This window comes from Pantoea sp. EKM10T, from assembly GCF_011800685.1.
Lineage (GTDB): Bacteria > Pseudomonadota > Gammaproteobacteria > Enterobacterales > Enterobacteriaceae > Pantoea > Pantoea agglomerans.
The window spans coordinates 62,693-87,749 of sequence record NZ_JAALEU010000012.1 but is presented as its reverse complement, the minus strand read 5'-3'; the positions used below and the strand labels follow the sequence as shown (position 1 = coordinate 87,749).

The following is a 25,057-nucleotide window of genomic DNA, read 5'->3' as shown; positions in this document are numbered from 1 at the left end:
GGTCAAAGTTCCGACCCTTAAGTAACATGGCGGACTCCTTGCCGGGCGCGTAAAAATCATCATTTCGCCCATCTGGCACTATTTTTGAAGGGTATAAGAACGAGAGTGGCACAAAAAGATTACGTAGGCCGCGGGCGTTCAACAGGGACGCGTCGCAAAAAAAGCCCCAGCCGTGGCAAGAAGAGCAAAGGCGGTTCGGGAACATCTAAATTGATGATTGTACTGGCGGTCGCAGTGTTGGTGACCTTTGCCGGTGGTTTATGGTTCCTGGCGCATCACAAAAAAGAGGACGTGCCGGTCATTACGGATCATAAAGCCAACGGCAATGGCCTGCCGCCGAAGCCAGAAGAGCGCTGGAAATATATTAAAGAGCTGGAGAACCGTCAGGTCACTGTGCCGACACCTATCGAACCCTCTTCGGGTGGCGAAGTGAAGTCGCAGACACAGCTGACCGACGAGCAGCGCCAGTTGCTGGAGCAGATGCAGGCGGATATGCGTCAGCAGCCGACGCAGCTCAACGAAGTGCCGTGGAACGAACAGACGCCGGCGCAACGTCAGCAGACACTGCAGCATCAGCAGCAGTTGCAACAACTGCAGCGTCAGCAGCAGCAGGTTCAGCAACAACAGCAGCAGCAACAGGTTCAGCAGCAACGTCAGCAGTTGCAGGCTCAGCAGCAACAGCAACGCCAGCAGCAGTTGCAGCAACAACAACAGCGCCAGCAACAGCAGCAATTACAACAACAGCAACGTCAGCAGCAGCAGCAGCAGCAGCAGCAAAACGTACAGCGCCAGACGCAGCCAGCACCTGTTACGCGTGAACCGGAAGTGCAGCCAAAACCGCAGGAGACCGCGAAAGCGAAACCGGCGGAGAAAGCCTCTTCGCAGCGCTGGATGGTGCAGTGTGGTTCGTTTAAGGGTACTGACCAGGCCGAATCGGTGCGCGCAGGATTAGCCTTTGAAGGATTTGAAAGCCGTATCACTACCGGTGGCGGCTGGAATCGTGTGGTTATCGGTCCTTATAAAGACCGCGCCTCCGCTGACAGCACCCTGAAGCGCCTGCGCAGTTCCGGACACTCCAGCTGTATTCCGCTCTCCGTCGGGGGTTGAAACCCGTCAAACCCGCCCCATATCTGTTGCATGATACTCCGCGCCCGGTGCGCGGAGTCCTTTTCCGACTGCAACAAGGGGTCTGCCCGTGACAACAATAGTAAGTGTACGACGCAACGGCCAGGTAGTGATTGGCGGTGATGGCCAGGCTACGCTCGGCAATACCGTGATGAAAGGCAACGTTAAAAAAGTGCGTCGTTTATACAACGATAAAGTGATTGCCGGATTTGCTGGCGGCACCGCAGACGCCTTCACCCTGTTTGAACTTTTCGAACGTAAACTGGAAATGCATCAGGGCCATCTGGTGAAAGCTGCGGTGGAACTCGCTAAAGACTGGCGTACTGACCGTATGCTGCGTCGCCTTGAAGCCTTACTGGCCGTCGCAGATGAATCAGCTTCACTGATCATCAGCGGTAACGGTGACGTCATCCAGCCTGAAAACGATCTGATCGCCATCGGCTCCGGTGGGCCTTTCGCCCAGGCAGCGGCACGTGCGCTGCTGGAAAATACCGAGATGGGCGCACGCGACATCGTCGAAAAGTCGCTGAATATCGCGGGTGATATCTGCATCTACACTAACCACAACGTTAATTTCGAAGAATTAACGTCTAAGTCGTAAGGGTATAAATATGTCTGAGATGACTCCTCGCGAAATCGTCAGCGAACTGAACCGCTTTATCATCGGCCAGGAGAGCGCTAAGCGCGCCGTGGCTATTGCACTGCGTAACCGCTGGCGCCGCATGCAGCTCGACGAAGAGCTGCGCCATGAAGTGACCCCTAAAAATATCCTGATGATCGGTCCGACCGGTGTCGGTAAAACCGAGATCGCGCGTCGTCTGGCTAAGCTGGCCAATGCGCCGTTTATCAAAGTAGAGGCGACCAAATTTACCGAAGTCGGTTATGTCGGTAAGGAAGTGGACTCTATCATTCGTGACCTGACCGATTCGGCCATTAAGATGGTGCGCAGTCAGGCGATTGAAAAGAACAAATATCGTGCCGAAGAGATGGCGGAAGAGCGCATTCTTGATGTGCTGATTCCACCAGCAAAAAACAACTGGGGCCAGTCAGAGCAGAGCGCTGAACCCTCTGCAGCACGCCAGTCGTTCCGCAAGAAGCTGCGCGAAGGCCAGCTGGACGATAAAGAGATTGAGATCGACCTGGCCGCCAGCAGCCCTGGCGTCGAAATCATGGCCCCTCCGGGCATGGAAGAGATGACCAGCCAGCTGCAGTCAATGTTCCAGAATCTCGGCGGCCAGAAGCAGAAAGCCCGCAAGCTGAAGATCAAAGACGCGATGAAGCTGCTGATCGAAGAAGAAGCGGCCAAACTGGTTAACCCGGAAGAGCTTAAGCAGGACGCGATTGATGCCGTTGAGCAGCACGGTATCGTGTTTATCGATGAGATCGACAAAATCTGTAAGCGCGGCGGCCAGAATGCTGGCGGCCCGGATGTCTCACGCGAAGGCGTTCAGCGCGACCTGCTGCCGCTGGTGGAAGGCTGCACCGTCTCCACCAAGCATGGTATGGTGAAAACAGACCACATTCTGTTTATCGCCTCAGGCGCGTTCCAGGTTGCCAGCCCATCCGATCTGATCCCGGAACTGCAGGGTCGTCTGCCCATCCGTGTTGAGCTGCAGGCGCTGACCGTGAACGATTTCCAGCGCATCCTGACCGAGCCGAATGCCTCGATTACCGTGCAGTACAAAGCCCTGATGAATACCGAGGGCGTGAACATTGAGTTCACCGAAGAGGGTATTCGCCGGATCGCTGAAGCCGCATGGCAGGTCAACGAAACCACCGAAAACATCGGTGCGCGCCGTCTGCATACTGTGCTGGAGCGTCTGATGGAAGATATTTCGTATGACGCCAGCGATCGTCATGGTGAATCCGTTACCATCGATGCTGATTATGTCGGTAAACATCTGGATGAACTGGTGGCTGACGAAGACCTTAGCCGCTTCATTCTCTGATCCACTGATTCAGCGCTTTTCAGAAGCCCAGCCAACCCGGCTGGGCTTTTTTATGCATGTTCTTGATCGAACGATGCTTTTTTCATACTGATGATTTTGCCAACAATCTGCATATAGCGATATACTTACCCTTCCTGTGGCAAACAGACGAAACCCTTATGAAATACGATACATCTGAACTCTGCGATATCTACCATGAAGAAGTGAATGTTGTTGAACCGCTTTTTTCAAATTTTGGTGGGCGCACTTCATTCGGTGGTCAGATTACCACAGTGAAATGCTTTGAAGACAACGGCTTACTTTACGATCTGCTGGAAGAGAATGGCCGGGGTCGGGTACTGGTGATTGATGGCGGCGGCTCAGTGCGCCGTGCACTGGTGGATGCGCAGCTGGCACGTCTGGCGGCAACCAACGAGTGGGAAGGTCTGGTGATTTACGGTTCGGTACGCCAGGTTGATGAGCTGGAAGAGCTGGAGATTGGCATTCAGGCAATTGCCGCGATTCCGGCAGGCGCTGCGGGTGAAGGAATTGGCGAAAGCGATGTGCGCGTTAATTTCGGCGGCGTCACCTTCTTCTCCGGCGACCATCTCTATGCCGACAACACCGGTATCATTCTGTCAGAGGATGCGCTGGACCTCGAATAGGCCAGACATGAAAACGGGTGCCTGAGCACCCGTTTTTCACATCAGCTGAGGCTTCAAACCTCTTCCATTTTTCCCAGCAATGCACGCAGACGTTCCTGCCACACGTGTTGCTCTTCTTTCAGGTGCTGATTTTCACGCATCAGCGCATCGTGGTTGCCCGCGACTTGTTGCGCATCGTTACGCAGTGAGTTGTTCTGCTCTTTCAGCTCTTCGATTTCCATCTGCAACAGGGTGATGGTATCAATCGCCTGCTGTACTTTCGCTTCCAGTTTCTCAAACACTTCAAATGACATCTTTCTGACCTCTCCTAAATTCCTGCAAGGCGTTGATGATGCCAGCTTAAGCCAGCAACGTTGTCCCGATTGTATGTAGCCTCACCCCGCAAGTCCAGCAACGCGGCCGCTGCGGGCGTAGTCTGTAACACTTTTCAGCCAATCCCTGAATTTACGCTGCGCTGACTGCGACGGCTTTCTGGTACGGGTGCGTTATCCCCGTCATCAGGCGCGAATATTGGCTAAGGAAAGCCAGAATACGCGAAAACGCGCATTTTTATGACGCAGTACACAAAAAACGATTTCGCTATTTCTCGTTTATGTTCGTTAACGATAAATTCACACCAGCCCTACATTAAAGCTGGGTGCCTCATGGAATGAGAACAAAAACTGATAAAATTTAACCTCGCTTCAGGAACCACTATTATGAGTCAGACAACTAACACGCTCAAAGGTCAGTGTATTGCCGAATTTCTGGGGACAGGCTTGATTATTTTCTTTGGCGCAGGCTGTGTGGCTGCACTGAAACTCGCCGGTGCCGCCTTCGGTCAGTGGGAAATCTGCATCATCTGGGGTCTTGGCGTTTCCATGGCCGCCTACCTTACCGCAGGCATTTCGGGCGCGCACCTGAACCCGGCAATCACCGTTGCACTCTGCCTGTTTGCTAATTTTGAAGGACGTAAAGTTCTGCCTTATATCGTATCGCAGATTGCCGGTGCCTTCTGTGCCGCGGCGCTGGTATACGGTCTCTACTACAGCCTGTTTTTTGATTATGAGCAGAGCCACCAGATGGTGCGCGGCACGGTTGAAAGTCTCGACCTGGCAGGCATCTTCTCAACCTACCCTAATCCACATATCGGTGTCGGCCAGGCCTTCCTGGTTGAGATGGTCATCACTGCAGTATTAATGGCGGTCATTATGGGTCTGACGGATGACGGCAACGGCATTCCACGTGGCCCACTGGCTCCACTGCTGATTGGCCTGCTGGTTGCGGTTATCGGTGGCTCCATGGGTCCTCTGACCGGCTTCGCCCTTAACCCGGCTCGTGATTTCGGACCGAAGATCTTCGCATGGCTGGCAGGCTGGGGTAACGTTGCCTTTACCGGTGGTCGTGACATCCCTTACTTCCTCGTGCCGATTTTTGGCCCGCTGGTCGGTGCCTGCCTGGGTGCAGTAGGTTATCGCACACTGATTGGTCGCTACCTGCCAGGTACCGCCCAGGAACCTGCAAGCGTTCCAGCAGACAAACCGGTTGCACGCGCTCAGCAGCGTAAAGCGTAAGTTTCACCTTTTATCATCAGGACAGAATTTATGACTACCACAGATAAAAAATATATTGTCGCGCTCGATCAGGGCACAACCAGCTCCCGCGCCGTCGTTCTCGACCACGACTCTAATATCGTCGCGGTATCGCAGCGCGAATTCACCCAGATCTACCCGAAAGCGGGCTGGGTTGAACATGATCCAATGGATATCTGGGCTTCACAAAGCTCAACGCTGGTTGAAGTGCTGGCCCATGCCGACATCCGCTCTGATGAGATTGCGGCAATCGGTATCACCAACCAGCGCGAAACCGCTATCGTCTGGGAAAAAGAGACCGGTAAGCCGATCTACAACGCCATCGTCTGGCAGGATCCCCGCACCGCCGACTACTGTCACAAACTGAAGAAAGAGGGTCTGGAAGAGTATATCCAGCACACCACCGGTCTGGTGATTAACCCTTACTTCTCCGGAACCAAAGTGAAGTGGATCCTGGATCACGTTGAAGGCTCTCGTGAGCGAGCAAAACGTGGCGAGCTGCTGTTTGGTACCGTCGATACCTGGCTGGTCTGGAAAATGACCCAGGGCCGCGTGCATATCACCGACTATACCAACGCCTCCCGTACCATGATGTTTAACATCCATAAGCTGGAGTGGGATCAGCGTATGCTGGATATCCTGGATATCCCGCGTGAAATGCTGCCAGAAGTGAAGTCCTCTTCTGAAGTCTATGGTCAGACCAACATCGGCGGTAAAGGCGGTACACGTATTCCAATCGCCGGTATTGCCGGTGACCAGCAGGCTGCGCTGTATGGCCAGCTCTGTGTTCAGCCTGGCATGGCGAAAAACACCTACGGCACCGGCTGCTTTATGCTGATGAACACCGGTACTGAAGCGGTAACTTCAACGCACGGCCTGCTGACCACTATCGCCTGTGGCCCGCGCGGTGAAGTGAACTATGCACTGGAAGGGGCTGTGTTTATCGGTGGCGCCTCTATTCAGTGGCTGCGCGATGAGATGAAGCTGATCAGTGAAGCTGCTGACTCTGAATACTTTGCGATGAAAGTGAAAGACACCAACGGCGTTTACATGGTGCCTGCTTTCACCGGTCTGGGCGCCCCTTACTGGGACCCGTATGCCCGTGGTGCTATCTTCGGCCTGACCCGTGGTGCTAATGCTAACCACATCATCCGTGCGACGCTGGAGTCTATCGCTTATCAGACGCGCGACGTGCTGGAAGCGATGCAGAACGATGCCAACACCCGCCTGCAGGCGCTGCGTGTCGATGGTGGCGCGGTTTCCAACAACTTCCTGATGCAGTTTCAGTCTGACATCCTCGGCACTCGTGTTGAGCGTCCGGAAGTGCGTGAAGTCACCGCGCTGGGTTCTGCTTATCTGGCAGGTCTGGCCGTCGGCTTCTGGCAGGATCTGGATGAAGTCCGCTCTAAAGCGGTTATTGAGCGTGAATTCCGTCCAAGCCTGGAAACCACCGAGCGTAACTTCCGTTATGCTGGCTGGAAAAAAGCTGTAGCCCGCGCCCAGGCGTGGGAAGAACAAGAGTAATATCAATGCCCGCGACCGTTGCTGTCGCGGGCCTTTTCCCCGCTCCACTCCCCCGCTGTGTTACACTGCCTGCCTGTTTTTTGTCAGGTAGATGCCATGAAACGAGAACTTGCCATTGAATTTTCCCGCGTAACCGAAGCTGCCGCCCTGGCAGGCTATCACTGGTTAGGACGCGGCGACAAAAATGCGGCTGACGGCGCGGCTGTCCATGCCATGCGTCATGTCCTGAACTCCATTGAAATCGACGGTCAGATTGTGATCGGTGAAGGCGAAATCGACGAAGCTCCGATGCTCTATATCGGTGAAAAAGTCGGTACCGGCCGCGGCGATGCGGTCGACATTGCGGTCGATCCGATTGAAGGCACCCGCATGACGGCGCTTGGCCAGGCTAATGCGCTGGCGGTGATGGCTGTAGGCGATAAGGGCAGCTTTCTGCACGCACCCGACATGTACATGGAAAAACTGATTGTTGGCCCCGCAGCGCGTGGAGAGATCGATCTCGACCTGCCGCTGGAGACCAACCTGCTTAATATCGCCATCGCGATGAATAAGCCGCTATCACAGCTAACCGTATCGATTCTGGCAAAGCCGCGTCATGACGCAGTGATCAGTCAGTTGCAGCAACTGGGCGTGCGGGTGTTTACCTTCCCGGATGGCGATGTCGCCGCCTCCATTCTGACCTGCATGCCGGACAGCGAAGTGGATGTGATGTATGGCATCGGCGGCGCACCGGAAGGAGTGGTCTCTGCGGCGGTGATCCGCGCGCTGGATGGGGATATGCAGGGCCGGTTACTGGCGCGTCACCACGTGAAAGGCGACAGCGCTGAAAACCGTCTGCTGGGTGAGCAGGAGCTGCAGCGCTGCGCAGAGATGGGGATTGAAGCGGGCAAAAAGCTGATGCTGAATGAGATGGCACGCAATGACAACGTGGTGTTTGCCGCCACCGGCATTACCAGTGGCGAACTACTGAAAGGCATTACGCGTCAGGGCAATATCGCCACCAGCGAGACCCTGCTGATTCGCGGTAAATCACGCACCATCCGCCGTATTCAGTCGATTCACTATCTCGACCGTAAAGATCCGGCGCTCCATCCCTTTATCCTGTAACCGGCTGGTTGCCGCGCTCCGGCTGACGTGAGAGCGGCAACCAGCAGAGCAGCATCACCAGCGCCGTGAAGAACATCAGCATGCCAAGGCTGAACTGATCGCGCTGCGGCATCATGGCTGACAGCCACGCCACCAGGCCCGATCCCAGATTCTGCATCCCGCCAATCAGCGCGCCCGCGCTACCCGCCAGCCAGGCATAAGGCTCCATCGCGCCTGAAGTCGCCAGCGGGAACAGCATGCCAGCCCCAAAGAAGAACAGCGCAGCCGGAACCAGCAGCGTCCAGATATTCATCACGCCGAACCATGCCGGGATCCACATCAGGATGCCCGCCAGCAGGCAGCTATTTACGCCCCACCACATCAGACTGTGCCATGAACCCTGCTCGCGACCGGCAAACCAGGCACCAAAAAATGCTGCCGGAATCGGCAGGATGAACAGGATGCTGACGGTCAGGCTATGCAGGCCGAGCACGCCGCCCAGCAGAACGCCACAGCTCGACTCAAATACCGCAATCCCGGCCAGCGCGCCAATCAGCAGCACAATGTAGCGAACGAAATTCGCGTCGCTGAGCAGGCGGGCGTAGCGTTTAAAGAAAGGGGTCACTTCCGCACTCTGCGGTCGGGTCTCCGGCAGCCAGCGTGCCATTGAGACGGTTACCGCCAGACAAAGCAGCAGCAGAAAGGCAAAGCAGGCGTGCCAGCCAAAGAGCTGCGTCAGCAGTGCACCAATCACTGGCGCCAGCAGCGGGCTGACCAGAATGCCCATATTAAGCAGGCTGTTAGCGCGGCGCAGTGCGTGCCCCTCGTAGAGATCGCGCGGCATGGTGCGGGCCATCACGCCAGCTACGCCGGTGCCCAGTCCCTGAACAGCGCTGCCGAACACCAGCATATCGAGCGACGTCGCCATCAGTGCCGTAATTGCGCCGATCATAAAGATCATCATGCCCGCCAGGATCACCGGACGACGACCGATGCTGTCTGACAGCGGGCCATAGACCAGCTGGGATCCGCCATAGGTCATCAGATAGGCCGCCATCACACGCTGCAGCGCGCCATCCCGCACATTCAGAGCATCCGCCATCACCGACATCGCCGGGACGTAGATAGTCTGTGCCATCTGCCCTACTGCCACCAGCACAATGAGCATCACCAGCAGCGGGCGATTTTCGAGTTTAGTCATCATGATTATGCAAAATTTCTTTCTGTGAAAGGAGGTTAAAACAGCGGTTCACCCGCCAGTCATCTTGTTATGGCGGGCAAAATATCAGGATTAGATGACAAAGCGAGAGGTAAGCGAAAAGGTCCCGGCTTGCGCCTGTCAAGTTTATGGGCCAGCCTGTAAAGACAAAGTAACAGTTTGTCGATTAGAGCCTTTGCCCCGGCGCAGGCTGGCAATCTCACCGGGCAGCCGCGAAAATAGTGACCTGCCTGAATAATCAACAACCAGGGAGTGATTATGGCTGAGTGGGTCAATGCTGAAGTAAAGGAAGTGAAAAACTGGACGGATGCGCTGTTCAGTCTCCGGGTAAAAGCGCCCATCGATCCCTTTATCGCCGGGCAATTTGCCAAGCTGGCACTGGAAATCGACGGTGAGCGGGTACAGCGCGCTTACTCTTACGTCAATGCGCCGAAAGATGATCTGCTGGAGTTTTACCTGGTCACCGTGCCAGAGGGCAAACTGAGTCCGCATCTGCAGGCACTTCAGCCTGGCGATCAGGTGATGGTCACCAAAGAAGCGGCAGGATTCTTTGTGCTGGATGAAGTCCCTGAATGCAAAACCTTATGGATGCTGGCAACCGGCACCGCTATTGGCCCCTACCTGTCGATGCTACAGCAGGGCGAAGGGCTGGATCGCTTTGAAAACATCGTGCTGGTCCATGCTGCCCGCTATGCGGCCGATCTGAGCTTTTTGCCGCTGATGCAGCAGCTGCAACAACATTATCAAGGCAAGCTGCACATCCAGACGGTGGTGAGTCGCGAAGAGATCGCCGGTTCGCTGACTGGCCGGGTCCCGGCGTTGATCGAAAACGGTGAGCTGGAGCGCGCCACCGGGTTAAGCCTGGATGCCGACAGCAGCCATGTGATGCTGTGCGGCAACCCGCAGATGGTGCGTGATACCCAGCAATTACTGAAAGAGACGCGCGAGATGCGCAAGCACCTGAAGCGTAAGCCGGGCCATATCACCAGCGAACATTACTGGTGAGCCGTTTGCCGGTATCTCACCGGCTGAGTCGCGGTACCAAACCGGTTAGCGCCGGGGGTACCGCGAAAGAGACCGAGATCGAGCAGCAGGCCAGCCAGTAACACAAACGGAATGGCGCGACCCAACAGCCAGGGCAGTATGCCGTCCAGCATGCTCCAGTTCCCTGCCACCAGCAGCCAGGCAACAATCACCAGAAATCCCCAGTAGCCACGGCGATTACGATCGTGCAACCGTTTAACGATAACCGCGCTGGCGGGCCACAGCAGGCAGACCACGCCAAAGGCCGCCATCTGAGTATCAAGCCAGTCGTTAGCCGCTAACGCGAATAACAGGGTTGTTGTCAGCAACCAGACCGCCTGCCAGATCCAGAAATCACGTCGTCCCAGCCGGCCGCGCCAGGAAAAACACCATTGTTGTAACGTCATGCATTATCATCCAGAGAGAAGAGAACCGCTGCGGTTTTGACCTCGCGGATAAAAACCGTTTTAATTTGCGCCTGAGTTTACGGGTTAGGATCGACAAAATGAAGAATTTGCCTGGCGCACTGCTGTTATCGTTTGCGCTGACGGTTCCGGTCTTTGCCGCCGATCCGCCACCGCAGGATCGGGCCGATGCGTTGCCCACCGCCCCCTATCTGCTGGCGGGCGCTCCCACCTTTGATATGACTATCGGCCAGTTCCGCGAAAAGTATAATCAGGCCAACGGGGCGCTGATGCTGCCGGAATATCGCGCCATTGATAATCGGGGTGACAAAAGCACCCTGACGCGCGCCGCCAGCAAAATCAATGAAACTCTCTATGCGTCTACCGCGCTGGAGCCCGGTACCGGCAAAATTAAGACGCTGCAGATTACCTGGCTACCGTTGCCAGGTCCGGATCAGAACGCCTCACAGCAAAAAGCGCTGGCCTACATGACCGCCATGTTGCGCTTCTTTGTACCGGGACTGAGCGCCGATGAGGGACGTAAAAAGCTGGAGGGTTTGCTGAAGCAAGGTAAGGATTTACCCTATTTTGCGCAGGTCGAGGGCGCGTTGCGTTTTGTGGTGGCTGACAACGGCGACAAGGGGCTGACCTTCGCCATTGAGCCGGTCAAACTGGCGCTCGCCAGCCCCTGATGATGAGGCCGAAAATGACGAAAAGCAAAGCCATCGCTACATTTGATCTCTATACTGTCTGGCAGACAACGCTGCCAGCTGGCAGCGATTTTTCATGTATCGCTTTATGCGGAGGATAGAATGCGACATCCACTGGTTATGGGTAACTGGAAGTTGAATGGCAGCAAGCAGATCACAGCTGAACTGATCGCTGGTCTGCGCAAGGAACTGTCTGGCGTTGAGGGTTGTGGCGTCGCCATTGCACCGCCAGCTCTCTATCTCGAGCAGGCAAAACACGCCATCTCCGGTAGCCACATCGCACTGGGTGCGCAGAACGTAGACGTTAACCTGTCTGGTGCGTTTACCGGTGAAGTTTCCGCAGAGATGCTGAAAGATATCGGCGCGAAATATATCATTATCGGTCACTCAGAGCGCCGCACTTACCACAAAGAGAGCGACGAATTCATCGCGAAGAAATACGCAGTGCTGAAGTCAGTGGGCCTGGTACCGGTGCTGTGCATTGGTGAAACCGAAGCGGAAAACGAAGCGGGTAAAACCGAAGAAGTCTGCGCTCGTCAGCTGGATGCCGTTCTGGAAAGTCAGGGCGCAGAAGCGTTTAAAGATGCGGTCATCGCTTATGAGCCAGTCTGGGCCATCGGTACCGGCAAATCTGCCACCCCTGCTCAGGCTCAGGCCGTTCACAAATTCATTCGTGACCATATCGCGAAGAAAGATGCGGCTATCGCAGAACAGGTCATCATCCAGTACGGCGGCTCAGTTAACGATAAAAATGCGGCTGAGCTCTTCACCCAGCCTGACATCGATGGCGCGCTGGTTGGCGGTGCCTCACTGAAAGCGGACGCTTTCGCTGTGATCGTTAAAGCTGCTGCGGCTGCAAAAAGCGCCTAAGCAGTAAACGTACCGATTAAAGGCGGCTTAAGCCGCCTTTTTTATGGGCGCTATCAGCTGACAGGCGTGATCCTGTACCTCCTCCGCCGAACCGCTGTTCAGCAGCAGCCAGTTTCGCTCTATCGCCATCAGCACCAGTCGTCCATCACTTAATTCAGCCAGTGCCAGCCCATATTTCCCCATCTCACTGCGTGCCTCTGGCCGCTCATCGGCCAGTCGGATAAACGCACTCTGCCGGGTCAGCTCGTCCGGGGTCAATGCACGCAGCCAGTAGCGGTGCTTACGCAGCGTGATGCTCTGCCACCGCCCGCTAAGCTGCGGCGTCAGCTGATCAAGCTGCTGACGCACATCGGGTCGCAGGCAGGAGATATGAATATGGAGCTGATTCTGCGTGCGGCCATACTGTGAATTGATAGCCAGTGACAGGACCCGATCGTCAATAGGTGAGCCCCGTCGCTGCGCAAGCAGAGTCCGCTCATCCCAGGCAAGGGCAAAGTAGTTGGGCGTAGCGGATTGCAGTAACCGCGGGCTTTCGATGCCGGTGATCCTGTCGAGCGGGATCAGCAGATACTGCAACGGCCCGTGCATATCTTTCAGCATGGCATAGCGATGCCGCTGATCGACGCGCTGACAGGGCGCAGGTTCTCCACCACTCTGCTGGTGAGGCAGACATTTCTCGCTGACGATCTGCCACAACGCATCACTGTTCTTTTTGAAATGCAGTGCGGCAGCCAGCATCCCCGCAATGACCAGTACCAGCAGAACCGCAACCAGGCGGGTTGCACGACGATGTGTCGGCATAACAACGCTTCCTGAATGGCTTAGCAGCCTGCATCCTCGCCTGGCGAGAAAAAAATGTCACGGGGAATTCTGGCAGATAACCCAGCGGCTGGGCGGAGAAGGAGAAAAGGCGTGGTTGTGGGAGATAAGCGGTCAGCACAGGGATGCGCTGACCGCAGCGCATTACGGTTTCATGACCTGGTCATAGCTGCCGCCATCGGCGAAGTGGGCTTTCTGAGCCTGTGTCCAGCCACCAAATTTGTCCTGAATGGTAAACAGCTTCACTGGCGCAAAGGTGCTGGCGAATTTCTTCGCGACTTCAGCATCACGCGGACGGTAGTAGTTCTGTGCAGCGATAGTCTGGCCTTCTGGCGAGTAGAGGTATTTCAGATAAGCGTCGGCGACTTTACGCGTCCCCTTTTCATCTACCACTTTATCGACCACCGACACGGTCGGTTCCGCCAGAATCGATTCGCTCGGAGTGACAATCTCGAACTTGTCTTTGCCCAGCTTGTTAACCGCCAGATAGGCTTCGTTTTCCCAGGCGATCAGCACATCACCAATCCCGCGCTCAACGAAGGTGTTGGTTGCGCCGCGTGCGCCGGAATCCTGCACTTCAACGTTTTTAAACAGCGCTCTGACGTAAGCCAGCGCTTTAGCCTGATCGCCGTTGTTATGATCCAGCGCCCAGCCCCAGGCCGCCAGATAGTTCCAGCGTGCGCCGCCGGACGTTTTCGGGTTAGGGGTGATAACAGATACGCCTGGCTTCGTCAGGTCGCTCCAGTCATGGATGCCTTTAGGGTTATCTTTACGAACCAGGAAGACAATGGTCGAGGTGTAGGGCGCAGAGTTGTCCGGCAGACGCTGAATCCAGTTTTTATCAATACGACCGCGTTCTGCAATGGCATCAACATCCGATTGCAACGCCAGTGTGACCACATCCGCCCGAATGCCGTTAATCACGGAGGTCGCCTGCTTACCGGAACCGCCATGCGACTGACGGACCACGACATTATCGCCGGTTTCCTGTTTGTAGTGCGCACTGAACGCTTTGTTGTACTGTTCGTATAGCTCACGCGTTGGATCGTAGGAAACGTTTAACAGCTGAATGTCTTTCGCCAGAACGCTGGTTGAGGCCAGCAACAGGGTAACGCCGATACTCCACTTGTTCATTACGCACTCTCCCAATGTCGTTATGGGCTAAGCGTGACATAAACCAATACAGAGCTAAAAGAATTAAAAATAAGCTGTTATAACCATGGGGAATATAGAGGCGGGGTGCCGGGGCGCGCCAGGTCGCACACCCCGAAGAGGAATTAATAGAGTTTTTTCGCGGTGTCGAGCCAGTCGCGTTTGAACGGACGCTTCATATTTTCAATGGCGTCGACGATGTCGTGATGCACCATCTTCTCGTTCTGAATACCCACGCAACGGCCGCCGTAACCCTGCATCAGCAGTTCAATGGAGTAGGCCCCCATGCGTGAGGCCAGAATACGGTCATACGCACAAGGTGCACCGCCACGCTGAATGTGGCCCAGAACGGTAGAACGGGTTTCACGCTTGGTTTCTGTTTCGATGAAACGCGCCAGATCGTCGATATCGCAGATGTGCTCGGTAATCGCCACGATAGCGTGCTTTTTACCTTTGGCGATGCCCGCTTTGATTTCCGCTACCAGCTCTTCACGAGTATACGGGAACTCAGGCAGCACGATGAACTCACAGCCACCCGCAATGGCGGCCGCCAGTGTCAGATCGCCACAGTAGCGACCCATCACTTCCACAATCGAAATACGCTGATGCGATGAAGAGGTATCACGCAGGCGGTCAATCGCTTCAACCACGGTTTCCAGCGCAGTGAAATAACCGATAGTGTAATCCGTTCCGGCAACGTCGTTATCGATGGTGCCTGGCAGACCAATGCACGGGAAGCCCATTTCAGTCAGGCGCTTAGCCCCCATGTAGGAACCGTCACCACCAATAACAACCAGCGCATCAATGCCGCGCTTTTTCATGTTCTCAATGGCAACCTGACGCACATCTTCATTACGGAATTCAGGGAAGCGTGCTGAGCCCAGGAAAGTGCCGCCGCGGTTAATCATGTCGGAAACGCTGTAGCGATCAAGATTGATCATGCGATCTTCGTACAATCCCAGGTAACCGTCATAGATCCCAAAAACTTCCAGTCCTTCACTCAGCGCGGAACGCACCACGCCACGAATAGCTGCGTTCATGCCTGGGGCGTCACCGCCGCTGGTTAATACACCAATTTTTTTGATCATGACAACCTCTGGATTGTTCAAAACTAAGGGTTAATCCTGCCTGTCGATCGCTGCTGAAGCTCATTTTACGACTCGCGCGACACGTGATGGCAGATAGTATATCAAAGGCTTGCTGCTGAATTGATTCAGGTCAGACAACTTTTCACTATTTTTTGCAGCAATGTTAGCGTTACGTCATTCCTGCCGTATCGATTTGATTCATTTAAGTTAAAAGCCTAAAGAATCCTCTCTCTCGAACGGTACCACAGAACAGGGATCCTGATGGATAATTACGTCTGAGCCGGGAAATTCTTTGCGTAACGCCTTCTCAACCTGATCGGCTACCCGATGCGCCTGCACCAGTGGCAGCTGATCTTCCAGTTCCAGATGCAGCTGAATAAATTTGGTCGGCCCGGACTGACGGGTTCGCAGATCGTGAACGCCCTGCACCTGCGGCCAGTTTGTCGCAAGCGTCAGGATTTGCTGCCGTTCCTCTTCCGGTAACGCGCGATCCAGCAATGACTGAACCGCCTCGTAGCCCATACGCAGTGCGCTGTAGAGAATAAAAATACCAATGCCCAGCGCAAACAGGGCATCCGCCCGGGCAAAGCCATAGCTGCTCAGCACCAGCGCAACCAAAATAGCGCCATTCATGATGACGTCGGACTGATAGTGCAGCATGTCAGCCCTGATCGCCTGGCTGCGGGTTTTACGAACCACCCAGCGCTGAAAGGCCACCAGCACCAGCGTTGAGCTCAGCGCCACCACGGTCACTACAATACCGACGCCGGGCGCCCGCAACTCATTGGGCGTCGCCAGATGCTGCAGGCCGGTCAGAAACAGAAACAGCGCCGACCCGGAAATAAACATACTTTGCGCCAGCGCTGCCAGCGACTCCGCTTTGCCGTGCCCGAAAGTATGATCTTCGTCAGCGGGCTGCAGTGCATAACGCACCACCAGCAGATTGGTCAGCGAGGCGGCGATATCCACCAGTGAATCCACCAGAGAAGCGAGTAAACTCACCGAACCGGTGTACCACCAGGCAAAAATTTTCACGAGCAACAGCACAGACGCAAGAATGGTCGCGCCGAGCGCAGCACGCTTTACCAGTCGGCCATAAGAGGGTTGCATGCCAGGTTCCCTGTGCGGCATCAGTGATGATGCGCACCAAAATGAATGAATGGCTCAAGTTTAACATCGGGAAGCGGGCACTGCTTAGCGGGTCGATCAACGGATCAGGCTTTTTTGGGAAGGCGCGACAGGTACAAAAAAACAAGCCCCGGCCTCTGTGGGAGGACGGGGCAAAGTGTCATACACATCAGTACCAGGCCACATTCAGGCCCAGGTCTGGGCTGAGAAAGAGGCGGCGACTACTTTTTGCCGCCTTTTTTCCCGGCTTCTGATGCTTTTTCACGATCGTTTTTGAAATTTCCGCCGCCGCTACTCTGGCCGCCTTTCTTACCGGCTTCAGACGATTTTTGCGGATTATCTGCGAAATTACCTGAACCACCACGATGCTCTGCCATAACTTACTCCGTTAATAGATTCATTCAGGACTACATAATGTGGTTGCTGCTCCCTGAGACTTCGCAAAGACACTTAACTTCCCTGCAGTGACAGGATTAAGTGTAGAGGGTGCGCCTGAACCGGCAAGCGTAACGCGGGGGATTTATCTCATTGAAAAATATAATTAAATCTTTCTATACCTGCCTGTAATTCATTCACTTTCAGTGAGTTATAATATTTAACAGGCGGTAAAACCCTTACCGGTACGCTTAAATTTAAGTCATGACCTGAATAGTAAGGAATCGGTGAGGCTTACCCATAAAAGCTCAACAAGCGCTAATCAAACAGGGGTTTTATTGCGGGGTGATGATTCCAGTCAAAATAAAAAAAGTGAAAAAAAGATAAAAAAAACCCCCACCATCATGGCGGGGGAAGACAGGGATGTGTCTATGGCAAGGAAAACAGGGATACTATGTTACTGGTTACTGCTGGTACTACTCACTGCCTGCAGCGATGACGCTGACTGCAAATTCGAAAACTGTCGCAGCTCATTAAGTCGCCGCTGGTAATTCTGCTGTAACGCCGACTGCTGGGCTGGCGTTAGCAGCTGGAACATTTGATTCTGTACGCGCGCCATCTCGACCTGCTGTTCAACCTGAACTCTGGCGATCACTTCCGCCTTCTCGCGGATGGCCGCTTCGTTAAACTGGTCTGCAGTCACTAACTCATGTAGTGCTGCGATATCGTCAATATGGACAACCGGGCGCTCATGTCGGGCCTGTTGCATCAGGTCTCGCATCTGCTGACGTTGCTCTTCAGTCAGCTCGATGCCATCGAACATGTGGCTTTGCGGATTTTGCGTCATACTGCCTGTCGGCAATCCGCCATGATGCATCTCGTCAATCGTCGTCGCATCTTTAGCACCTGCGCTGGCGACACTCAGAGCCATCGCTGAGGCAAGGACGACGGCGGTTAATTTGCGCATCGTGTACTCCAGTTCGTTCCGTTTTGCGATTCAACGAGAGCCAGTGTACGGCGACAGCTGCAAACATCCGTCAGGGGGTGTAAAACTACGTAAAGCGATGGATAGGTGCGCCAGGAACACGGTATTTTGCCTGCGGAGGGCTACAAAAATGAATAAAATCCTGTTGGTAGATGACGATCGCGAATTAACTTCGCTTTTAAAAGAACTGTTAGAAATGGAAGGGTTTGAAGTGGTGGTAGCCAGCGATGGTGAACAAGCGCTGAACCTGCTCGATAACTCAATTGATCTGCTTTTACTGGATGTCATGATGCCGAAGAAAAACGGTATCGACACCCTGAAAGAACTGCGTCAGCAACATCAAACCCCCGTCATCATGCTAACGGCGCGCGGCAGCGAGCTGGATCGCGTACTGGGCCTCGAACTGGGCGCAGATGACTATCTGCCTAAGCCGTTTAACGATCGTGAACTGGTGGCGCGTATCCGCGCTATTCTGCGGCGCTCAAACTGGAGTGAACAGCAGCAGCAACACGACAATAGCTCGCCTACGCTGGAAGTGGACTGCCTGCGTCTCAATCCCGGCCGTCAGGAGGCCAGTTTTGATGATGTGACGCTGGATTTGACCGGCACGGAGTTCACCCTGCTCTATCTGCTGGCGCAGCATCTGGGCCAGGTGGTGTCGCGTGAGCACCTGAGTCAGGAAGTGCTGGGCAAACGCCTGACGCCTTTTGACCGCGCTATTGATATGCATATCTCCAATCTGCGTCGCAAGCTGCCTGAACGCCGTGACGGTCATCCCTGGTTCAAAACTTTACGTGGCCGCGGCTATCTGATGGTTTCGGCATCATGATTGGAAGTCTGACCACCCGTATCTTCGCCATCTTCTGGTTGACGCTGGCGCTGGTGTTGATGCTGGTGCTAATGGTGCCCAAGCTCGATTCACGACAGATGACCTCGCTGCTGGAAAGTGAACAGCGGCAGGGAATCATGATTGAGCAACACGTCGAAGCAGAGCTGTCACAGGATCCCCCTAACGATCTGATGTGGTGGCGTCGTCTGTTTCGGGCAGTGGAAAAGTGGGCACCGCCGGGTCAGCGGCTGCTGTTAGTCACCAGTGAAGGTCGGGTGATCGGCGCGCAACATAACGAAATGCAGGTTATCCGCAATTTTATCGGCCAGTCAGACAATGCCGATCATCCGCAGAAGAAGAAATATGGTCGTGTTGAGCTGGTTGGGCCTTTCGCCGTTCGGGATGGCGAAGATAACTACCAGCTTTACATGATTCGTCCCGCCAACAGTTCCCAGCTCGATTTCGTGAATCTGCTGTTTGACCGTCCCCTGTTACTGCTTATCGTCACCATGCTCATCAGCTCACCACTGCTGCTCTGGCTGGCCTGGAGCCTGGCTCGTCCGGCACGTAAGCTGAAATATGCTGCCGACGAAGTCGCAAGCGGAAACCTGCGTCAGCATCCGGAACTGGAATCGGGCCCACAGGAGTTTCTGGCGGCGGGTTCCAGCTTTAACCAGATGGTCAGTGCGCTGGAGCGGATGATGACCGGTCAGCAACGTCTGTTGTCGGATATCAGCCATGAACTTCGTACCCCGCTCACCCGTCTGCAACTGGCTACCGCGCTGCTGCGTCGGCGCCAGGGTGAAGGCAAAGAGCTGGGCCGCATTGAGATGGAAGCACAGCGTCTTGATGGCATGATTAACGATCTGCTGGTGCTGTCGCGCACCCAGCATAAAAATGCGCTGGTCAGCGAAGCGATGAAGGCGAATCAGTTGTGGAATGGGGTGCTGGAAGATGCCCGCTTCGAAGCGGAGCAGATGGGCAAGAAGATGGATATTCCCTATCCGCCTGGCCCGTGGCCGCTTTATGGTAACCCCCATGCGCTGGAGAGTGCGCTGGAAAATATCGTACGCAATGCGCTGCGCTATTCACACACCCATATCAGCGTCAGCTTCTCCGTCGATATTTCCGGCATCACGGTACACGTTGATGACGATGGTCCTGGCGTGAGTCCGGAAGATCGTGAACAGATTTTCCGGCCGTTCTACCGTACCGATGAAGCACGCGATCGCGAATCAGGCGGCACCGGTCTTGGCCTGGCGATTGTTGAAACGGCAGTGCAGCAACATCGCGGCTGGGTTAAAGCGGATGACAGCCCATTGGGCGGCCTGCGTCTGACCCTCTGGTTGCCGCTCTACTCCTCCGCTCGTCAATAATTTGTTATGCTTCGGCCCCTGTCATCGGGGGCCTTATGCTTAACATTGTCTTGTTTGAACCAGAAATTCCGCCGAATACCGGCAATATCATCCGCCTGTGTGCCAATACTGGCTTTCAGCTTCATCTGATTCAGCCGCTTGGTTTTGCCTGGGATGACAAGCGTTTACGCCGCGCCGGGCTGGATTACCACGAATTTACTGCCATTAAATTCCACGCCGACTATCAGGCGTTTATCGCCTCAGAGTCGCCTGAGCGTCTGTTTGCGCTGACGACCAAAGGTACGCCCGCACACAGTGCCGTAGCGTATCAGGCTGGCGATTATCTGCTGTTTGGCCCGGAGAGCCGTGGACTTCCGGCTGAGATCTTAGCGGCGTTACCGGCTCAGCAGAAAATCCGTATCCCGATGAAAGCGGAAAGCCGCAGTATGAATTTGTCGAACGCCGTATCGGTGGTGGTCTATGAAGCGTGGCGCCAGCTTGATTATGCGGGCGCGCTGATTAAAGACTAGATGCCGTCGCCAAACTGAAAACCCGCCAGGCTGCCATTAAAGTGCTGATCCATATCCATCGACGGCTTTTCACTGCCTGGCTTACCAACGATTCGCGCGGGTACGCCTGCTGCAGTGGTGTGCGGCGGCACGGGCTGTAACACTACGGATCCGGCACCGATTTTGGCTCCCTTGCCAACTTCAATATTGCCCAGGACTTTCGCACCGGCACCAATCATCACCCCTTCACGGATTTTCGGGTGACGATCGCCGCTGGTTTTGCCGGTTCCGCCCAGCGTAACCGATTGCAGGATCGAGACATCATTCTCAACCACGGCGGTTTCACCAATCACAATGCCTGTGGCATGGTCGAGCATGATGCCGTGGCCGATGTTGGCGGCGGGATGAATATCGACGGCAAAGGAGACGGAAATTTCATTCTGCAGATAAACCGCCAGCGCGCGCCGGCCTTCATTCCACAGCCAGTGACCAATGCGGTAGGCCTGTAAGGCGTGAAAACCTTTGAGGTAGAGCAGCGGCGTGGAGTATTTATCGACTGCCGGGTCACGCTGACGCACCGCCTGAATATCGTACGCCGCTGACATAATCATCGACGGATCTTCACGGTAGGCTTCTTCAACGATTTCACGAATGGCGATGGCGGGCATAATCGGGTTAGCCAGCTTGTTGGCCAGCATATAACTCAGTGCACTACCGAGATTTTCATGCTTGAGCAATGTCGCGTGGAAGAAGCTGGCCAGCATCGGCTCACAATCAGCCAGGGCGCGCGCTTCTGCTTTGATATTATTCCAGACCAGTTCTAACTCATCAGACGACATTGCTGTTTTCTCCCGATAAAAAAAGCGCCTGAATGGGCGCTGCAGGTGATGATGCTACGCGTCCTGCGTTAGCCAGTGCTGTTTTCGTCCTTCCTTGTTCGTCCCAGCAGACTCAATGCTGCATCTCTCGCCGGTTTTTCGCAATACAGCACCTGATAAATCTGCTCGGTGATCGGCATTTCCACACCAAAACGGGCAGCCAATGCTTTGACTTCTTTGGTGTTTCTGTAGCCTTCTACAACTTGTCCGATAATGCGTTGCGCGCTATCTACATCCTCGCCCTGGCCCAGCATCATGCCAAAACGACGGTTACGTGACTGATTATCGGTACAGGTCAGCACCAGATCGCCCAGACCCGCCATCCCCATAAAGGTGGTGGGATCGGCACCCAGCGCGGCGCCCAGCCGGCTCATTTCAGCCAGACCACGGGTGATCAGTGCGGTACGTGCATTCGCGCCAAAACCAATCCCGTCAGAGATCCCGGCACCGATAGCAATCACGTTTTTTACCGCGCCGCCCAGCTGTACGCCGATGAAGTCAGGGTTGTTATAAACGCGGAAGCTCTTACCGCAGTGCAGCTTCTGCTGCAGATCCTCAGCAAACTGCGCATCCGTTGCGGCCAGCGCGATAGCCGTCGGTAATCCGGCTGCCAGCTCTTTCGCAAAGGTCGGTCCGGAGATTACAGCCAGCGGAATGTCATCGCCGACAATTTCCCGCGCCACATCCTGCAGCAGACGGCCGGTCTCTTTTTCCAGCCCTTTGGTCGCCCAGACAATACGCGAGTCTGACCGCAGATGAGGCTTGATCTGCTGCAGCACCTCGCCAAACACATGACTCGGCACCACGATCAATAAATCGCGGCTGGCAGCAATAGCTTTGGTCAGATCAGGTTCAAGAGAAAGATGGTCGGGGAACGGGACATCAGGCAGGAAAGCGGTGTTGCAACGGTCACTCTGAAGCTGCGCCAGATGCGCCGGGTTATGTCCCCACAACAGCACCGGATGGCCGTTGCGGGCCAGCGTAATCGCCAAAGCGGTGCCGTATGAACCGGCACCGATGACGCTAATCGAAGCGTGAGTTGTCATCAGGCATCCTGATGTGGTTCAGCACCTTCTTCACCTTGCTGCTGCTGCAGGTAGTTCATGAACAGCGCATCAAAGTTAACCGGTGCCAGGTTCAGCTGCGGGAAGGTACCACGTGATACCAGGCTGGTAATGCATTCGCGTGCGTACGGGAACAGGATGTTCGGGCAGTATGCGCCCAGGCAGTGTGCCATCTGCGTTCCTTCAATACCGCTGATGGTGAAAATACCGGCCTGCTGAACTTCACACAGGAAAGCGGTCTCTTCGCCCACGGTGGCGGTTACAGTCACACGAAGTACCACTTCGTAAACTTCGTCAGCCAGCTGAGAAGATGCAGTGTCCAGATCCAGTTTAACGTCCGGTTCCCACTCTTTCTGGAAAACCTGCGGTGCATTTGGCGCTTCAAAAGAGATGTCTTTGGTGAATACGCGCTGAATCTGGAATTGCATTTCGTTGGTGTTATGTTCTGACATGTGACCAAATCCTATGTATGAGATTGTCCGGCGTAAAATTACGCCTGCAGTAAGGGATCTAAACCTTCGCGATTATCGAGTGCGAATAAGTCGTCGCAGCCACCAATGTGCTGCGCATCAATAAAAATCTGAGGCACGGTGGTGCGGCCGCTACGCTTGATCATCTCTTCGCGTTTCGCCATGTCTCCATCAATGGGGATCTCCTGAAACGATACGCCTTTTTGCGTTAACAGCGCCTTCGCCCGATGGCAGTAAGGACAGGTCGCCTTGGTATACACTTCAACATTTGCCATGATCAGCACCTCTGTAAGATTATTTGCCGCGAACTAACGGCAGATTTTCGCCGCTCCAGCCACTGATACCATCTTTCAGCACTGAAACCCGCTCAAAGCCGGCCGCGCTGAGATGCGCAGCAGAATCACCCGCGCTTTGTCCGGTTGCACACACCACAATTATGGGCTGCGCTTTATGCTTTGCCAGTTCGTCAATGTTGCCTTTTTTAATCTCAGCGGCTGCGACATTCAGCGCACCTGAAATATGGCCTCTGCGGAAATCGTCGCGCGAACGCACGTCTACAACTACCGCGTCCTCTTTATTAATCAGGCGGGTTGCTTCACCGCGGCTGATCGTTTTTACCTTAGAGAACATTCCTTTAACGGTAGTCACAATCACCAGAACGAGTAAAACGACCCATGCCAGACTCAGGATGGGGTGATTGCTTGCAAACTGCATAATTTCTTGCATGAGGGGTAACGACTCCAGACCGGGCTAATAAGCTAAAACAAGGGTTCTGAGTATACCTGCGCCACTTCGCATGTACAGATGCTATGCGGCCAGAGTATCGATTTGTGCTTCATTTTCCAAAAAAAGTGGCTGAATAGCAAAAATGGCGTAAGGCTTAATCCATGTCATTGTGAAAGTGGACATAACTGGAAAAGCAAATGCCAGTGGGGAGCACTGGTAAGCGGCGGTTCATCGTGGAATAATCATTGGCCTATGAAGGGAAAAACAACCGTTTCGCACACAAGGACCCGTCCCAACGGCGATAACCTGCCGTTGTTCACACACTTGTCCAGCCTCTCCCTTAGCCTGCTTTGTGCGGGGGCACTGTTATTGCCTGCCGCCGCCGTTAGTGCAGAAGACAGCAAATCTCAGCTGCAATCTATTCAGCAAAACATCGCTGAAAAAGAGAAAAGCGTTAAAGCGCAAAAGTTGCAGCGCAGCAAATTACTGGATCAGTTGCAGAGCCAGGAAAAAATCATCGCTCAGGCGAGCCGTCAGTTGCGTGACACCCGCAATAGCCTCAACGCCCTGAATGACGAAATCAAACAGCTTGCCACCTCCATCGCCCGCCTTGAAAAACAGCAAACCCAACAGGAAAACCTGCTTTCAGAGCAGCTTGATGCGGCGTTTCGTCAGGGTAAGCACAACGGTGTACAGCTGTTGATGGGCGGTGAAGAAAGCCAGCGCAGCGAGCGTATTCTGGCCTATTTCGGCTATCTGAATGCGGCGCGCCAGAAAAGTATCGAATCGCTGCAACAGACGCGTCAGGATTTGGCTCAGCAACGCGCCACGCTGGAGCAGAAGCAACAGCAGCAGAAAGGCTTATTAGCGCAGCAGCAGGGCCAGCAGCAGAAGCTGCAACAGGCGAGCGAAGCGCGGAAAAAAACCCTGACGACACTGGAAAGCGCGCTGGAAAAAGATCAGGCCGATCTGGTCGAGATGCGTCAGAACGAAAGCCGTCTGCAGGATAAGATCGCCCGTGCGGAACGCGAGGCGCGCGAGCGCGCCGCCCGTGAAGCGCGTGAGGCGGAAAAAGTGCGTCAGCGTCAGGCGCAGGCGAAAGCCAAAGGCTCCAGCTATCAGCCGACTCAGAGCGAACGCGAACTGGTGGCGCGCACCGGTGGACTCGGTCGCGCGGGCGGGCAGGCCTTGTGGCCGGTACGCGGACGCATTGAACATCGCTTTGGTGAACAGCTGCAGGGTGAACTGCGCTGGAAAGGACTGGTGATTGATGCGCGCGAAGGTACCGAGGTGAAAGCTATCGCCGATGGCCGCGTGCTGATGGCCGATTGGTTACAGGGCTACGGCCTGGTGGTCGTGCTGGAACATGGTAAAGGCGATATGAGCCTGTATGGCTATAACCAAAGTGCGCTGGTGAGCGTGGGTACGCAGGTGAAGGCAGGACAGCCTATCGCACTGGTGGGCACCAGTGGTGGCCGCGGTACCCCGTCGCTCTATTTTGAAATCCGACGTCAGGGACAGGCCGTCAATCCACTCCCGTGGTTAGGAAAATAG

The 25,057-nt window shown here is 54.8% G+C and carries 28 protein-coding genes; 14 read left to right on the top strand and 14 right to left on the bottom strand.

Features of this window, described 5'->3' with window-relative positions; all coding sequences use genetic code 11:
- The first annotated feature begins 105 nt into the window (after window positions 1-105).
- The 4 genes from ftsN (at window position 106) to rraA (ending at window position 3,718) form a co-directional block, all read left to right on the top strand.
- A complete protein-coding gene (gene ftsN / locus HFD95_RS19520; protein ID WP_045139512.1) occupies window positions 106-1,107 on the top strand; it encodes a cell division protein FtsN in 1,002 nt (333 codons plus the stop codon).
- Between the two features lie 88 nt (window positions 1,108-1,195).
- Window positions 1,196-1,726 (top strand): ATP-dependent protease subunit HslV, encoded by a 531-nt coding sequence (gene hslV, locus HFD95_RS19515; RefSeq protein WP_010258174.1) that lies wholly within the window; start codon window positions 1,196-1,198, stop codon window positions 1,724-1,726.
- A gap of 10 nt (window positions 1,727-1,736) precedes the next feature.
- Window positions 1,737-3,074 carry an HslU--HslV peptidase ATPase subunit gene (gene hslU, locus HFD95_RS19510; protein WP_089415163.1) on the top strand — a complete coding sequence of 446 codons (1,338 nt, stop codon included), beginning with the start codon at window positions 1,737-1,739 and terminating at the stop codon, window positions 3,072-3,074.
- A 158-nt stretch (window positions 3,075-3,232) separates the two neighbouring features.
- Entirely contained in the window at window positions 3,233-3,718 is a 486-nt protein-coding gene (rraA, locus tag HFD95_RS19505; protein ID WP_009088032.1) for a ribonuclease E activity regulator RraA, read from the top strand.
- Between the two features lie 53 nt (window positions 3,719-3,771).
- Here rraA and zapB read toward each other — a convergent pair whose 3' ends face one another.
- The gene (gene zapB, locus HFD95_RS19500; RefSeq protein WP_003851242.1) at window positions 3,772-4,011 is read right to left on the bottom strand and encodes a cell division protein ZapB; all 240 of its coding nucleotides are present in this window, start codon (window positions 4,009-4,011) and stop codon (window positions 3,772-3,774) included.
- 405 nt (window positions 4,012-4,416) lie between these two features.
- On the opposite strand from zapB, the gene HFD95_RS19495 reads away from it, so the two are divergent.
- The 3 genes from HFD95_RS19495 to glpX all read left to right on the top strand — a co-directional run bounded on the left by HFD95_RS19495 (window position 4,417) and on the right by glpX (window position 7,920).
- Window positions 4,417-5,271, top strand: coding sequence for an MIP/aquaporin family protein (locus tag HFD95_RS19495; protein ID WP_010258182.1), 855 nt, complete (start codon window positions 4,417-4,419; stop codon window positions 5,269-5,271).
- A 30-nt stretch (window positions 5,272-5,301) separates the two neighbouring features.
- On the top strand, window positions 5,302-6,813 hold the full coding sequence (gene glpK / locus HFD95_RS19490) for a glycerol kinase GlpK (protein ID WP_010672072.1): 1,512 nt from the start codon (window positions 5,302-5,304) through the stop codon (window positions 6,811-6,813).
- A gap of 96 nt (window positions 6,814-6,909) precedes the next feature.
- Complete coding sequence (glpX, locus tag HFD95_RS19485; RefSeq protein ID WP_167430626.1) at window positions 6,910-7,920, top strand: class II fructose-bisphosphatase; 1,011 nt, start codon at window positions 6,910-6,912, stop codon at window positions 7,918-7,920.
- Here glpX and emrD read toward each other — a convergent pair.
- On the bottom strand, window positions 7,910-9,103 hold the full coding sequence (emrD, locus tag HFD95_RS19480) for a multidrug efflux MFS transporter EmrD (protein ID WP_305848888.1): 1,194 nt from the start codon (window positions 9,101-9,103) through the stop codon (window positions 7,910-7,912). The two genes, glpX and emrD, sit on opposite strands and share 11 nt — an antisense overlap.
- Window positions 9,104-9,376: 273 nt before the next feature.
- On the opposite strand from emrD, the gene fpr reads away from it, so the two are divergent.
- Window positions 9,377-10,123 carry a ferredoxin--NADP(+) reductase gene (gene fpr, locus HFD95_RS19475; protein ID WP_033773140.1) on the top strand — a complete coding sequence of 249 codons (747 nt, stop codon included), beginning with the start codon at window positions 9,377-9,379 and terminating at the stop codon, window positions 10,121-10,123.
- Here the strand turns inward: fpr and HFD95_RS19470 are convergent.
- Complete coding sequence (locus tag HFD95_RS19470; RefSeq protein WP_010258192.1) at window positions 10,114-10,548, bottom strand: DUF805 domain-containing protein; 435 nt, start codon at window positions 10,546-10,548, stop codon at window positions 10,114-10,116. The two genes, fpr and HFD95_RS19470, sit on opposite strands and share 10 nt — an antisense overlap.
- Before the next feature lie 98 nt (window positions 10,549-10,646).
- On the opposite strand from HFD95_RS19470, the gene HFD95_RS19465 reads away from it, so the two are divergent.
- Together HFD95_RS19465 and tpiA are read left to right on the top strand one after the other, a co-directional pair.
- Window positions 10,647-11,237: a DUF1454 family protein gene (locus tag HFD95_RS19465; protein WP_033773144.1), complete on the top strand. Its 591-nt coding sequence runs from the start codon at window positions 10,647-10,649 to the stop codon at window positions 11,235-11,237.
- Between the two features lie 120 nt (window positions 11,238-11,357).
- Window positions 11,358-12,125 carry a triose-phosphate isomerase gene (gene tpiA, locus HFD95_RS19460; protein WP_033759211.1) on the top strand — a complete coding sequence of 256 codons (768 nt, stop codon included), beginning with the start codon at window positions 11,358-11,360 and terminating at the stop codon, window positions 12,123-12,125.
- Between the two features lie 27 nt (window positions 12,126-12,152).
- On the opposite strand, the gene HFD95_RS19455 is transcribed toward tpiA, so the two are convergent.
- From HFD95_RS19455 to cpxP, 6 genes are all read right to left on the bottom strand, one after another.
- A complete protein-coding gene (locus tag HFD95_RS19455; RefSeq protein WP_010672077.1) occupies window positions 12,153-12,926 on the bottom strand; it encodes a CDP-diacylglycerol diphosphatase in 774 nt (257 codons plus the stop codon).
- Window positions 12,927-13,088: 162 nt separating this feature from the next.
- Complete coding sequence (locus HFD95_RS19450) at window positions 13,089-14,078, bottom strand: sulfate ABC transporter substrate-binding protein (protein WP_010258203.1); 990 nt, start codon at window positions 14,076-14,078, stop codon at window positions 13,089-13,091.
- Between the two features lie 143 nt (window positions 14,079-14,221).
- The gene (gene pfkA / locus HFD95_RS19445; protein ID WP_003851263.1) at window positions 14,222-15,184 is read right to left on the bottom strand and encodes a 6-phosphofructokinase; all 963 of its coding nucleotides are present in this window, start codon (window positions 15,182-15,184) and stop codon (window positions 14,222-14,224) included.
- Window positions 15,185-15,391: 207 nt separating this feature from the next.
- Window positions 15,392-16,294, bottom strand: a complete 903-nt coding sequence (gene fieF / locus HFD95_RS19440; RefSeq protein WP_010258208.1) for a CDF family cation-efflux transporter FieF — start codon at window positions 16,292-16,294, stop codon at window positions 15,392-15,394.
- A 239-nt stretch (window positions 16,295-16,533) separates the two neighbouring features.
- Entirely contained in the window at window positions 16,534-16,689 is a 156-nt protein-coding gene (locus HFD95_RS19435; protein WP_167430625.1) for a KGG domain-containing protein, read from the bottom strand.
- A 455-nt stretch (window positions 16,690-17,144) separates the two neighbouring features.
- Complete coding sequence (cpxP, locus tag HFD95_RS19430; RefSeq protein ID WP_010258214.1) at window positions 17,145-17,654, bottom strand: cell-envelope stress modulator CpxP; 510 nt, start codon at window positions 17,652-17,654, stop codon at window positions 17,145-17,147.
- Between the two features lie 148 nt (window positions 17,655-17,802).
- On the opposite strand from cpxP, the gene cpxR reads away from it, so the two are divergent.
- The 3 genes from cpxR to trmL are packed head-to-tail and all read left to right on the top strand — an operon-like array spanning window position 17,803 to window position 20,386.
- Window positions 17,803-18,501, top strand: coding sequence for an envelope stress response regulator transcription factor CpxR (gene cpxR, locus HFD95_RS19425; protein WP_009088062.1), 699 nt, complete (start codon window positions 17,803-17,805; stop codon window positions 18,499-18,501).
- The gene (gene cpxA / locus HFD95_RS19420; RefSeq protein ID WP_010258221.1) at window positions 18,498-19,877 is read left to right on the top strand and encodes an envelope stress sensor histidine kinase CpxA; all 1,380 of its coding nucleotides are present in this window, start codon (window positions 18,498-18,500) and stop codon (window positions 19,875-19,877) included. The genes cpxR and cpxA overlap by 4 nt, the downstream gene beginning before the upstream one ends.
- A gap of 35 nt (window positions 19,878-19,912) precedes the next feature.
- A complete protein-coding gene (gene trmL / locus HFD95_RS19415) occupies window positions 19,913-20,386 on the top strand; it encodes a tRNA (uridine(34)/cytosine(34)/5-carboxymethylaminomethyluridine(34)-2'-O)-methyltransferase TrmL (protein ID WP_010258223.1) in 474 nt (157 codons plus the stop codon).
- On the opposite strand, the gene cysE is transcribed toward trmL, so the two are convergent.
- From cysE to HFD95_RS19390, 5 genes are all read right to left on the bottom strand, one after another.
- Entirely contained in the window at window positions 20,383-21,204 is an 822-nt protein-coding gene (gene cysE / locus HFD95_RS19410) for a serine O-acetyltransferase (RefSeq protein WP_010258225.1), read from the bottom strand. The genes trmL and cysE overlap by 4 nt on opposite strands.
- A gap of 68 nt (window positions 21,205-21,272) precedes the next feature.
- A complete protein-coding gene (gene gpsA, locus HFD95_RS19405; protein ID WP_010258227.1) occupies window positions 21,273-22,289 on the bottom strand; it encodes an NAD(P)H-dependent glycerol-3-phosphate dehydrogenase in 1,017 nt (338 codons plus the stop codon).
- Window positions 22,289-22,759 carry a protein-export chaperone SecB gene (gene secB, locus HFD95_RS19400; protein WP_010258229.1) on the bottom strand — a complete coding sequence of 157 codons (471 nt, stop codon included), beginning with the start codon at window positions 22,757-22,759 and terminating at the stop codon, window positions 22,289-22,291. The genes gpsA and secB overlap by 1 nt, the downstream gene beginning before the upstream one ends.
- A gap of 38 nt (window positions 22,760-22,797) precedes the next feature.
- A complete protein-coding gene (gene grxC, locus HFD95_RS19395) occupies window positions 22,798-23,052 on the bottom strand; it encodes a glutaredoxin 3 (RefSeq protein WP_010258231.1) in 255 nt (84 codons plus the stop codon).
- A gap of 19 nt (window positions 23,053-23,071) precedes the next feature.
- Window positions 23,072-23,503, bottom strand: coding sequence for a rhodanese-like domain-containing protein (locus HFD95_RS19390; protein ID WP_010258234.1), 432 nt, complete (start codon window positions 23,501-23,503; stop codon window positions 23,072-23,074).
- Window positions 23,504-23,755: 252 nt separating this feature from the next.
- Between HFD95_RS19390 and envC the strand changes: the two genes are divergently transcribed.
- Window positions 23,756-25,057 carry a murein hydrolase activator EnvC gene (gene envC / locus HFD95_RS19385; RefSeq protein ID WP_029519509.1) on the top strand — a complete coding sequence of 434 codons (1,302 nt, stop codon included), beginning with the start codon at window positions 23,756-23,758 and terminating at the stop codon, window positions 25,055-25,057.

Excerpts from the sequence above, each read along its gene's own strand:
- hslU (WP_089415163.1), top strand. The coding sequence starts at position 1,737 with ATGTCTGAGATGACTCCTCGCGAAATCGTCAGCGAACTGAACCGCTTT.
- rraA (WP_009088032.1), top strand. The coding sequence starts at position 3,233 with ATGAAATACGATACATCTGAACTCTGCGATATCTACCATGAAGAAGTG.
- zapB (WP_003851242.1), bottom strand. The coding sequence starts at position 4,011 with ATGTCATTTGAAGTGTTTGAGAAACTGGAAGCGAAAGTACAGCAGGCG.
- HFD95_RS19495 (WP_010258182.1), top strand. The coding sequence starts at position 4,417 with ATGAGTCAGACAACTAACACGCTCAAAGGTCAGTGTATTGCCGAATTT.
- glpK (WP_010672072.1), top strand. The coding sequence starts at position 5,302 with ATGACTACCACAGATAAAAAATATATTGTCGCGCTCGATCAGGGCACA.
- glpX (WP_167430626.1), top strand. The coding sequence starts at position 6,910 with ATGAAACGAGAACTTGCCATTGAATTTTCCCGCGTAACCGAAGCTGCC.
- emrD (WP_305848888.1), bottom strand. The coding sequence starts at position 9,103 with ATGATGACTAAACTCGAAAATCGCCCGCTGCTGGTGATGCTCATTGTG.
- fpr (WP_033773140.1), top strand. The coding sequence starts at position 9,377 with ATGGCTGAGTGGGTCAATGCTGAAGTAAAGGAAGTGAAAAACTGGACG.
- HFD95_RS19470 (WP_010258192.1), bottom strand. The coding sequence starts at position 10,548 with ATGACGTTACAACAATGGTGTTTTTCCTGGCGCGGCCGGCTGGGACGA.
- HFD95_RS19465 (WP_033773144.1), top strand. The coding sequence starts at position 10,647 with ATGAAGAATTTGCCTGGCGCACTGCTGTTATCGTTTGCGCTGACGGTT.
- tpiA (WP_033759211.1), top strand. The coding sequence starts at position 11,358 with ATGCGACATCCACTGGTTATGGGTAACTGGAAGTTGAATGGCAGCAAG.
- HFD95_RS19455 (WP_010672077.1), bottom strand. The coding sequence starts at position 12,926 with ATGCCGACACATCGTCGTGCAACCCGCCTGGTTGCGGTTCTGCTGGTA.
- HFD95_RS19450 (WP_010258203.1), bottom strand. The coding sequence starts at position 14,078 with ATGAACAAGTGGAGTATCGGCGTTACCCTGTTGCTGGCCTCAACCAGC.
- pfkA (WP_003851263.1), bottom strand. The coding sequence starts at position 15,184 with ATGATCAAAAAAATTGGTGTATTAACCAGCGGCGGTGACGCCCCAGGC.
- fieF (WP_010258208.1), bottom strand. The coding sequence starts at position 16,294 with ATGCAACCCTCTTATGGCCGACTGGTAAAGCGTGCTGCGCTCGGCGCG.
- HFD95_RS19435 (WP_167430625.1), bottom strand. The coding sequence starts at position 16,689 with ATGGCAGAGCATCGTGGTGGTTCAGGTAATTTCGCAGATAATCCGCAA.
- cpxP (WP_010258214.1), bottom strand. The coding sequence starts at position 17,654 with ATGCGCAAATTAACCGCCGTCGTCCTTGCCTCAGCGATGGCTCTGAGT.
- cpxR (WP_009088062.1), top strand. The coding sequence starts at position 17,803 with ATGAATAAAATCCTGTTGGTAGATGACGATCGCGAATTAACTTCGCTT.
- cpxA (WP_010258221.1), top strand. The coding sequence starts at position 18,498 with ATGATTGGAAGTCTGACCACCCGTATCTTCGCCATCTTCTGGTTGACG.
- trmL (WP_010258223.1), top strand. The coding sequence starts at position 19,913 with ATGCTTAACATTGTCTTGTTTGAACCAGAAATTCCGCCGAATACCGGC.
- cysE (WP_010258225.1), bottom strand. The coding sequence starts at position 21,204 with ATGTCGTCTGATGAGTTAGAACTGGTCTGGAATAATATCAAAGCAGAA.
- gpsA (WP_010258227.1), bottom strand. The coding sequence starts at position 22,289 with ATGACAACTCACGCTTCGATTAGCGTCATCGGTGCCGGTTCATACGGC.
- secB (WP_010258229.1), bottom strand. The coding sequence starts at position 22,759 with ATGTCAGAACATAACACCAACGAAATGCAATTCCAGATTCAGCGCGTA.
- grxC (WP_010258231.1), bottom strand. The coding sequence starts at position 23,052 with ATGGCAAATGTTGAAGTGTATACCAAGGCGACCTGTCCTTACTGCCAT.
- HFD95_RS19390 (WP_010258234.1), bottom strand. The coding sequence starts at position 23,503 with ATGCAAGAAATTATGCAGTTTGCAAGCAATCACCCCATCCTGAGTCTG.
- envC (WP_029519509.1), top strand. The coding sequence starts at position 23,756 with ATGAAGGGAAAAACAACCGTTTCGCACACAAGGACCCGTCCCAACGGC.